Below are 9,917 nucleotides of genomic sequence, written 5' to 3' on the forward strand. Positions count from 1 at the left end.
CACCTCAGTACCCCATTGCTCGTTCCTGGCGGGACAGCCGTTCATCAGCAGCCTGAAGACGCTCATCACGCCGCCGTGCTGCCAGAACCCGTCGTTCTGAAAAAGACATAGCCGCTACGTTTGGTACGCTGAGCTTACCGTCACCGGCACAAACGTCACAGCGAACATCAAATGCTCCGGCAAAATACTTTTCACGCATTTCTGGCTCCCACTCAGCCATTTCTGATTGGGTGAATCCATTTTCAAAGGCCGGGTTTTCCATGGTCCCGTGGCCTTCGCACTGGTGACAGATTATGTACTTAAATTTGCGCATGTAACGCTCCTGTATATGATGGATGAACCACTCTCGTTCAGGGTTATGGCGAAATGTTTATCGCCGCAGCGAGAGATTCAGTCTTGCTATCAATATTCCTGAAGGTTGTCCGCCTGATTTCAGGGAAAGCATTCATTCACTGGCCGGTTCTACCTTATTATTCATACAGATTAAAGTAGTTGTGCCTACTACTGCGGTCACCTTCCTTGACAAAGTAAGCAAAGTTTGAAAAATTTAACACCGACGAAAGGCCATACCTTCGTTAGTGTGCGAAAGCCGCTTGCGAGCGACGGAATAGGTGAAAGCTTTAGTCAGGGTTAATTACCCTGTCTGCGGTGATGGGATGGCTCAGGCGTATATCATCACTCCTTCCAAAGTCCGTACACACTCTTTCAGCCTTTGCAGAAATGCAGGGGCTGTTTCATATCAGACAAGCGCAATGAAATTTTCAAATGCTTTCCAGAAATTCAAAGGCCTTAAGCTTTATCTGTATCTTACGGTCCCCGCACGGAAAGTAACTTTCCTGAACAGGAACCGCCTTGCCAGCCTTAACTTTCTAAACGGTTAAAGTTACACCAGGCTGTAAATGGTGAAACAGTTTTTGAAGCCCATGAAACACCGCTGTCGGAAAGATAACTAGCCCCAAGACGTCTAACTTCTTTTTGATGTAGAGCTAATTCTTTCGGATCGGCAATATCTTCCACCACGCTCATCATGGCAATCTGAACTCCGGGAGATGCCATTTTATAAGCTGTCGAGCTTGCAACTGAATTTTTCAGGATTGCCAATCTTTCTTTTTCTGGTCGCCCGTTGTCAGACGTATTCGCGTACGTTGTACCCGCAACTAACAATGGAAGACTGGCGTTGGCACAGAACTGCATAACGCGTTTTTGCTGGAGCTGTAATTCAGTGGCTGCAAATGCTTTACTGCATCCGAGGATCCCGATAATCATCACTAATGCTGTTTTATACATAAAATTGAAACCGTCCTTATTGAACTTTAAATGTTGCGGTTAACACTGTGTGGAGATGTATGGACTGGATAATACCCACATGCCTGCGCCTGCCAGTATACCGGCTCAGGTATTAAACCTAAGAGATCTGGTGCACCGGATTTTACCTTTTCATTTCGGTTTTATCTTGAGCCTGGCTCTTGAGTTTAAATTTAAAGGTATGGCGCATGCAGGTTTCACTGACGGGTTTTCACACATCCCGGCTGTAACCCATCATTGTTCATGAGCCAGGCCCTGGTATCCTGCCCAGCGTACGGCCAGCCGCTCTAAGTCCAGATCGTACACCAGCGGTGTGATTTTACGGCCTTCAAACAGCTCGCCCAGCTCAATGCCTGGCTTAAAATGAACGGTCAGGGTGGCCGGATCTATGCCCATAAGATCGGCATCAAACAGAGCATGCATTGTTGGAGTCATCAGGATGCCATTAGACGGATTGTACCGGGTTCCATGTTCAATGTGTGCCGCATCCAGGACACCGCCATTAACCCAACCGGTTACCGCACAACGGCCCGCGAAATTCTCGATGAGCAGAGCTTTAAATTTACCCTGTGCCACGCCACTACGTTGCGTCACTACGCGCTCGCAGTGCTCACCCTGGATATCTACGTCAGGTTTCCGCTTTGGTTCGCTGGTGGCCGTCTCAGCTTGTTTTAGGGTGGAACGTGGATAGGCCAGGTTATATGCTGCGCCTGTGGTCATTTGCTCGATGACCGCAGGTGCATAACCTTCTGCTTCCAGCTTACGATATGCAGCCCGGTAGTCTCTTTGGGTTTTCAGCGGGTATATCTTTCCGCCTTTACCATCGAAAGCGATAAACCAGAAATCGTCCGTGCCAGTTTCCAGATTTCTGCAACGTTTCAGATGCCATCCGCCTTCTCTCGCCCAGATGGTACGGTTATTTCTGGCATTCGTTTTGTCATAACCGTTCTCGTCAAGCCAGCTATCAAAGCTGGTCAGCCCCAGATCCTGAACCTCCAGAGAAGGCACTCGAATGACCTGCAAGGTATGGCGGGGTCTTGGCTCTCTCATCTTGATCTCTTCCTAGCGCTGGTCTGGGAAATACGGATATTGCGGGCCATATTCATAGTCATGCGGGCCTGGCTCAACTTCCCAGAATGGACGGCCGCTAATTGTCTTTGGACCGCGCTCGTTTACGATGTCTTCTACATCCTGAATATTAAATGGCATCGTTGCCAGTAACAGCTGATCTTCGGGTGTCAGCGTCACAGTTGCACCGTCGATACGGCTGTAAAGGTCGGCAAACTGTTTACCTGCACCGTGCAACCGGTGCTCCGCTACACTTCTGATTGCGTGTAAGTCCAGCTCCGCCGCTTCCATGCGATCCACGTATAGTTTCATTTCTTTACGCAAAGCGCTCAGCTCACGGGCTTTAATAAACCCGCAGGCGTACCCACCCAGGGCGATAACTGCAATGATTGCTAAAATTGCCATTTTTTTCTCTCACGTGATTGCGGCCGTTACTCTAGTCTTAATGTGAAGTCTGGGAATTCGCTGGATGTTAAGTACGTTTTCATCCCCAGACTGACAGATGCTAAGGCGCGATCCCAACACTCCATTTGTAAGTATCAGGCCCATCTTCTCCGCTGGTGGCATCTGCTACAATCTGTGCATAACGTTCTCCAGCAAGTTCTCTTACCATCTGATCCACGACCCATTGCAGATGATGCATTTCATCGGTTCCGCCGTAACGACAAGCCAACTCAATAGCCCGCTCTATTCTTTTTTGTTCTTCAGTCATACTGAATCCTCACGCTTACATCAGCTATTCTGAAAACATGCACACTATAAATTGCGGCTGTCATTTCTCAGCCAGGCGCCTGCATTGCTGCCTCATTCCATCAAAAATACTTTCCGCAAGCTGCTGGGGGAACTGGTCCGGAAGAAGCCCGCTAACACGTTCAATGACACCCGGGGTTCTGGCGATGATTTCCTCTATCATCGCCTCTGTCTGCTGTTTACTCAGGCCGGTTATCTCACCATGCCTGATCCAGTGGCGTCGTTGTATTCGATATATCTGGTAATAGTTGCTACTGCCACGTACGGCCATCGCCAGTTTGCACTTCTGCCAGGATATCTGATTGTTCCCATGACCGATCACCGGCCATGCCGACAACACATCATAGAGTGGTGTAAGGTGATAACGTCCCTGTGGCCCAATAGAAATACTGAAATTTTTAGCGTGGCCATCTGTTGCGGCCATCATCCAGAAAACTATCTGCGTCATAAAAAACTGCGCTTTGTCACGCTCAGCACGGTCTGAATTACTCAGAACTTCCATAATTTCCGATATACCTGGCCCGCCGTCCGCCTGATATTTTCGTAATGGCGAAATGCCCAGGGCCTGACACATATCCTCCTGGGGTAAACGAATGATCCATTGTCCGTTTCCTGACCATTTTCGGTCAAAACGTTCTACCACCAGCGCTTTCTGATCTTCAAAGTGAGCAATCTGCGTTCTTGCCACGGGGAGCCCGTACTGTTCGAGAAGTACCGAGCAGAGCCATTCATTTTCAACCGACGAGCGCATGTCGGCTTTCATGTTCCCCACAAGTCCGAGCGGTAGCTTGAATATATGCGTCGTTGGTGTATTACCCTCCGGCATACACCACCGATCTTCATGCCACAGTAGGGCTGTTTTCTCCTGAGCACCGGCAATAGATAAACGTAAGTCGTCGTTATCTTCTGGCCTGCCCGGTAGCAATGTCTCCGTGGTATTACGCAAAGTTGCCGCAATTTCTGATTCAGTAAGCGGGTGATACTTCACGGAATATAAATCTGTGGGTTCATCTCCGTCATGAAGCAGCTGTATCGCGCCCACGCAGTCTTTTCCCAGCTCCGTCAGAAGATCAAAAGGCTCCAGGCTATCGGCCTTGTAACGCATTGCCAGACGTCTGCGTATGCCTTCGCTGTCCGGGAGTAAATTATCAAAATAGTCACGTACCACATTTCCACGCCAGACCTGGTTCCCGGGAGTAAAAGGAAGGGACAATGACAGCGGCCTTCCCTGTTCGTCTGCACTCCAGTCAGGAAGGTATTGTAAGCTGTCTACCCCTTTACTTTTTTCCCAGTATCCGACTTTGATTCCGTTCATCCAGATTGCCAGACGCTGCTGTTTCCGGCTCATATCGTTACCATTTCTCCTGTCGTGCAGGTGAGTTTGATTTAAGCATTTCTTCCGTCTGCTTCCCCTCTGAAGAGGCGGTTGTCGAGGAGAAGCTGATTTTTACGCCCAGGATAGAAAACACCTTGAATAGCCGTTCAATGCTCGCACTGGCAGGGTTGGCTTCCAGACGTGAGTATGTCTGTTGAGTGACCCCTAACCTTTCGGACAGGTCTTTTTGCGTCAGGCCATTCGCCTTGCGAAAACCAATGAGCAAGGGACGCAACTGGTTGAGCGTGTTTAACGGGTAATCATTATTGATCATAAGCTGGCCTCAGTAGTTCCTCTGATACACCTTGTACGCTGTTTTCTAAACATACACCCTAAAAGCTGTAATATCAAATTAACAGCCTAAAAGCTGTTAAATAGAGAGTACAACCTTTAGGCTGTTACTAAGTGGCAGCATAAATCTTTATGAGGTTTGATATGAGAGAACTATCAATAATAAGCCGTTACGCTCGTACAGCATCCGGTAAGAGAGCTGACAGATCAGGATCATCGGTAAACGAGAAGCGGAGTATCTTATGGCCCTGTTGTGAGCTGTATAAATAACTACGAGCTACTCTCTGCCTCGGGGAGGAGGCAGAGAGAGTATTAAAAGCAAAGGCAGACATTTTTAGCAGCTGGTGGGCTATGGGGTTCCGGAGGTGCTCCGGTGAATGTTACTTGACTGGCAAGTTTCCTGCTCTGATGGTCAATGCCTCGATGCTGTCTATATTGTTCTGAAGCCGTTCCAGTTCTGCCTTTTCAATACCGGCCCAAAGCTTTAAGTGTCGCTGATAAAGGGACCACTTGAGTGAGTGAAAACCATTCCAGGCCAACCCCATCCAGGAGGCGTAATTCGCATTGAGAATATTGCCGGTGATATACATTTTACCTGCGTTAACAGCACTGGAAGTTCCATAACCCAGGGCAAGCATCATCCGGAAGCGTGGATTTAGCCGCAACGGCATGGTATCCAGTAAGGTCTCCCCAAAAGCTCCTTTTCCCAGCGATACCTGTTTCGCCACATAGAAAACCCGCATCAAAACTTCCATTATGCTCATCGGAATACTTGTCACGATAAACTGACGAAAGTCATACCCGTTGACATACATGTACTCTATTTGTTTGCCGAAGTTAGAACTCCCCACAGGGATCCCCTCAAGCATACGAAGTAGCCCCATAAAAGGAGCCGGTAACCCCATGCCACGGTTTCCTTTTGCTGAGGGGGCATTAACATCCGATGCCAGGTGTCCAAACATTCTGGCGATGAGCCTGAAAATATTGGTTTCGTCTGTAACGCCTTTACTGGAAGGATAAACCACGATCTGTCCATTCTGAACCACCGTACAGGTCCCGTTCAGCATATCCTTTATACCGAAAATAATGCCCAGTACGGGATCGTGTGACAAAGCTCTTAAGCGGTGATTTGTGGGAGACAAAACGCCACCGGCCGCACCCACTAAATCGCTGCTGATCGAACTGTCTGGTGCCCCTATAGGGAACAAATCTGAGAGTTTTGTACTCAGGTCCTCCGGCAAAATGGCATTGAAGGCTTTCTGCACCTGTTTATTGAAAATACCATCCACTTCTGCCGTAAAGCTCACCGTAGGTTTTGGCGGGGCTCTGACGCAAAGTAAATCCAGCATGGATGCTATGAGCCCGCATCCGCAGGCAATAGCATAATCCCAGGCGTCGAGTGCGTAGCGATCATTAAATTCTTTAATATGATTCTGGATCCGGGCATCTACAACAGCCAAGTCATCCGTGGAGAGTATTGTGGCCAGTCCAATATCACCGCATACACGCTGGTTAGCCTCGCTATATATAGTCTTGAGACCAGTAGAATGCATGGCAGTATCTGAAGGGGTCATTTCTCGCAGATGATGTTCTTTAAGCGCCAGATGCTCCGCTTCATCAAGTTCAGTGCCGCTGATTAGCCCGGTCAACTGTGCCTTAAGGCTCTCTATATCACTGTTAATTGTCTCGTGAGCGTTCGCGATATCCTGACCACGGAGCTGAATATAACGGATGGCCCTGAACTCATCATCATAAGGAGACTGACTCATGTGTTTACCTCACCGCGACCAGGCTACCTTTTGGAGCTTTCTTAGTAAGCATGTCGATTGTTGCCTTGATGCCAGCAATTTCTGCCTTAAAATATTCCGCATTCGACATCAACCTTTCCTGAACTTCGTAGAGCTTTTGGATGGCCTGACTAAGGGCGGCTGTCAGTTTCGCATTTTTTTTGTGTTTCACTATCGCGTACCCGCCAATCCCTAACACAGCTACAGGTGCGGCCAATACCGCAATGCCTGCAACCATACCGCCACCGACGATAGACCCTGCTGTAGCGAGCCCGGAGGTTATGCCTGCTGCTGACACTCCCGTTGTACCAAGCGTATAGAGAGCACCGAAGGAAGCCGCTGCGCCTACGCCTGACCCCGCCAAAGCTGCTGCGCCCTCAGTAATACCCGGGAACTTATTTTCAAGCGCCTGAAGAGCACTTGTAACTTCATCCATTGCCTTCTTGCGAATTTTTTCGAGCTCTTCAGTTTCGGTAGCGTCCATTACAGGCCTCGTATTCATAACTTGCTGTGTGATAGGTGAAAAAGAGCACCATAAAAGTGATGAAGAAATCATGACTTACTATTGTGGCACTTTCGAGTTCATGTTTGTCAGTTTCAATGCTGTTGCTGTTAGTAAGGGCAGACGCCATATCGGGCAGACCCAAAATAACTATCGTGCCAGCGTCATTTTGGAACTGACTTTGCTAAAAATCAGTAGCGGACTGAACAGACATGTGTGGATTTGAATCTGGGCAGGTTCCAGACATTATTCCAACCAGACTTCCAATGACAAAATGCTCGTCATTCTCGGAGACGACATAGGGTCCACCAGAGCAACCATCGGTGTTGAAATGTGCTATTACAAAGCGAGTTGTGAGATGTTGGGGAGAATGATTTGAGCAATTTAAAGGCCAAATGCCTGAAACTTCACCAGGGAATGTCGAAATTGTTGTCTCATTCATTGGATATCCGACACCCAATGTACCCATGCCAGCTGCGGGAGCCAGGACCTTAAAGTAACTACTTACAGGCTGTTGTATTCCAGCTGGTAATACGATTTCTGCACTGTCAACAAACGGAATGCCGTCTTTAAAGTCTGCCCTGTCATTAGCCTCATTGAGAATGAAATCGACTAGAACAGGCTCTTCGTTCACCAGTCCTTGATGGTTAAGAAATTTGACGTAAAGTTTAAGTGTATTGCTGACGGGATAAATTTTTCCAAGAGCATTGGTAACAACATGGGCTGCGGTGAGAATCTTTTGCTGCTGACCATTATCGAAACCAAACGCAGTTGCTTCGAGATGGCTACTAAAATGAGGATCATTGCTTACATAGATTTTACAAACGTAGTTTTCAAACATTATTTCCTCCTTTTGCCGGTACCTAATCAGTTACACGGCTGCATGTTATAAACAACTAAACTCGCTTCCTGATATTTGAGTTTGTATGTTTTGCCAGGCACCAGCTCACCTCTGAAACACGGTTAGTCTCCTCCATGACATGGTTATGGCGATGGTCAGAAACTGTTATCGACGAAAGGCTGGAATTCCTTTAATGGCATTATCCATTTCAAGTCGTATGTCCTGAACGGGAGCGTATATTTTTATGATTCCAGATCTTAACCCTGAAACATTCCCCGTATCAAAACTGACCCGTTACAGATAAGTCACCACCGGTGCTGTCGATTAATTTAGTGAATTGCATGTCCTCATCCCATAAAGGGTAGGGCCTACCCCCGGCATCGAGCAAACCTGACCACCCTGCCCTTATTAAGACCCCACATGCGGCAATGGTGCCCTGTCCACGCCGCCCGCGAACTTTGAGGAAATGGGGAGAAAATAAAAAGAAAACAAAAAGTTATCGGCTGAAGTACCGGCGCAGATCGGGAATCAGGCGAAGCCTGACAGCACGTTAGGGCCTGGCAGGGGGCTTGAGGGATGAGGACATGCAATTGTGATAACCTTCCCGCCACGGGGTCGGTTAAATTCGTATCCTGCCGGTGCAATTCCAACGGCCGCGTTACCAGTTCGCCGGGTAGCATGGCCAGCAAAGCCAGGCATCGAGCACCCGGGTTTCACTGACGGCCGCTGCATAGACGCCGGTATCCGGGAAGAAATAAACCGGGGTGGCGTTGTTCAGCTGGTCGCCTTCATCGGCCAGAGCGCCGATCACCTCATGAGGCTTAAGCAGCATATCCGTTAAATATTCATCCGGGTGGATGGCATTCAGCGATATGGCCATCTCCAGAAATTCATCCAGGGTATGGCGGGTACGATACCCCCGGAAAACCTCGTATGAAGGCGTGACGCATTCACCATCCAGGGAACAGGCATCGTAACCGGCCAGCTGCTCTTCGGTGAGTCCGGAGGCATGCTTTGCCACAAGATTCGTAAATTGCTCTTTATCGTCCATCACAATCCTTACGCTGTAGGGGCCTGTTTGTGTTATCACTGCTTCCGGTTTTTACTTCGCACAACCCGGCAGGTATCCGGTCGCCCGGGCGTCCTTTGCGGTCTTGTTCGCCCTTCGCCTGAATTACGTCAAATCCCTTTCACTACCCGGCCGCAGGGTGACACCTCCCCTTTTCTCCGGAAGCGAAAGAGGAAGAACAGTTTAACAGCCCGGATCCTCAATAATTTTCGCGTAACGGACTAAATAACCGGTTTATGCAGCTTCTGATAACCACAGACCGCGATAGAATAAAACGTCTGGTGAGGAACCGGAGTGTTATGTAAGCGGGGGGTTTAACTGGGTATCTGTGTAGTCCTATTTAGCCAGATATCCCGAATAAAAACCTCAACGATTAGGTAAACGAAATGGATGGATTCTGGTCGATGTTCTGTTTGTTTGTCGTGGTAGTTTCACTGCATAAAGCCCTTTCTGTAGCAGCAGCACGAGCAGACGCAGCAAAATTAAATATGCTTCTCAGAATGAGAAAGTTTAAAAAGTAGCTTTCAAGACATCTGAGAATTCTTTTAAATCCTCAGAGGAAGTTATATGTTTAGGCTATTTGCAAACTAAGGTTGGAATTCCATCATTCTAGCCTTAGATCTTTGATCAAGTGAAGTTGCTCACTTGGTTGGATTTTACCGTTTCCTGACGGCTTTTCAGAAGCGAGGGCTGGTTGGAATGCCTTCCAGCTAGAAGTCTTGCAGATGCTCTCCGGGCATTAACTCATTGTCGAATCTGCACCAGTATCACTAGGTTGTTGAGCGGGCGATTAGCTTTTTCACTGAGCCGCTGTACACTCGACTGCTTCAAGAAGCACTACTTACCATTTGCCTGCCGTAAGGTCTGTTCTTAGCTGGATTTTTTTGGGAGGATACGCAGTCATGACAACTCAATCCAGCTCAATACAA

Annotated in this window: 11 protein-coding genes; all 11 read right to left on the reverse strand. The window is 48.3% G+C overall.

Annotation, left to right across the window (positions count from 1 at the left end):
* Window positions 1–4 precede the first annotated feature (4 nt).
* Entirely contained in the window at window positions 5–313 is a 309-nt protein-coding gene (locus tag ACVCAM_RS25360; protein WP_001224686.1) for a hypothetical protein, read from the reverse strand.
* Between the two features lie 548 nt (window positions 314–861).
* Window positions 862–1,287: a hypothetical protein gene (locus ACVCAM_RS25365; RefSeq protein WP_000278471.1), complete on the reverse strand. Its 426-nt coding sequence runs from the start codon at window positions 1,285–1,287 to the stop codon at window positions 862–864.
* 252 nt (window positions 1,288–1,539) lie between these two features.
* Window positions 1,540–2,313: an HNH endonuclease signature motif containing protein gene (locus tag ACVCAM_RS25370; RefSeq protein WP_001139513.1), complete on the reverse strand. Its 774-nt coding sequence runs from the start codon at window positions 2,311–2,313 to the stop codon at window positions 1,540–1,542.
* A 54-nt stretch (window positions 2,314–2,367) separates the two neighbouring features.
* On the reverse strand, window positions 2,368–2,778 hold the full coding sequence (locus ACVCAM_RS25375) for a hypothetical protein (RefSeq protein WP_000985909.1): 411 nt from the start codon (window positions 2,776–2,778) through the stop codon (window positions 2,368–2,370).
* A 100-nt stretch (window positions 2,779–2,878) separates the two neighbouring features.
* A complete protein-coding gene (locus ACVCAM_RS25380; RefSeq protein ID WP_000134171.1) occupies window positions 2,879–3,085 on the reverse strand; it encodes a hypothetical protein in 207 nt (68 codons plus the stop codon).
* Between the two features lie 60 nt (window positions 3,086–3,145).
* A complete protein-coding gene (locus tag ACVCAM_RS25385; protein WP_000088044.1) occupies window positions 3,146–4,471 on the reverse strand; it encodes a type II toxin-antitoxin system HipA family toxin in 1,326 nt (441 codons plus the stop codon).
* A 4-nt stretch (window positions 4,472–4,475) separates the two neighbouring features.
* Window positions 4,476–4,769, reverse strand: a complete 294-nt coding sequence (locus ACVCAM_RS25390) for a helix-turn-helix transcriptional regulator (protein ID WP_012477377.1) — start codon at window positions 4,767–4,769, stop codon at window positions 4,476–4,478.
* A 400-nt stretch (window positions 4,770–5,169) separates the two neighbouring features.
* The gene (locus ACVCAM_RS25395) at window positions 5,170–6,558 is read right to left on the reverse strand and encodes a hypothetical protein (RefSeq protein ID WP_000083579.1); all 1,389 of its coding nucleotides are present in this window, start codon (window positions 6,556–6,558) and stop codon (window positions 5,170–5,172) included.
* Between the two features lie 4 nt (window positions 6,559–6,562).
* On the reverse strand, window positions 6,563–7,060 hold the full coding sequence (locus ACVCAM_RS25400) for a membrane protein (RefSeq protein WP_000340139.1): 498 nt from the start codon (window positions 7,058–7,060) through the stop codon (window positions 6,563–6,565).
* A 202-nt stretch (window positions 7,061–7,262) separates the two neighbouring features.
* The gene (locus ACVCAM_RS25405; protein ID WP_000462754.1) at window positions 7,263–7,919 is read right to left on the reverse strand and encodes a trypsin-like serine protease; all 657 of its coding nucleotides are present in this window, start codon (window positions 7,917–7,919) and stop codon (window positions 7,263–7,265) included.
* Window positions 7,920–8,577: 658 nt separating this feature from the next.
* The gene (locus tag ACVCAM_RS25410; protein ID WP_000341066.1) at window positions 8,578–8,970 is read right to left on the reverse strand and encodes a hypothetical protein; all 393 of its coding nucleotides are present in this window, start codon (window positions 8,968–8,970) and stop codon (window positions 8,578–8,580) included.
* Window positions 8,971–9,917 lie beyond the last annotated feature (947 nt).

This window comes from Enterobacter sp. CFEC122 (assembly GCF_052983755.1).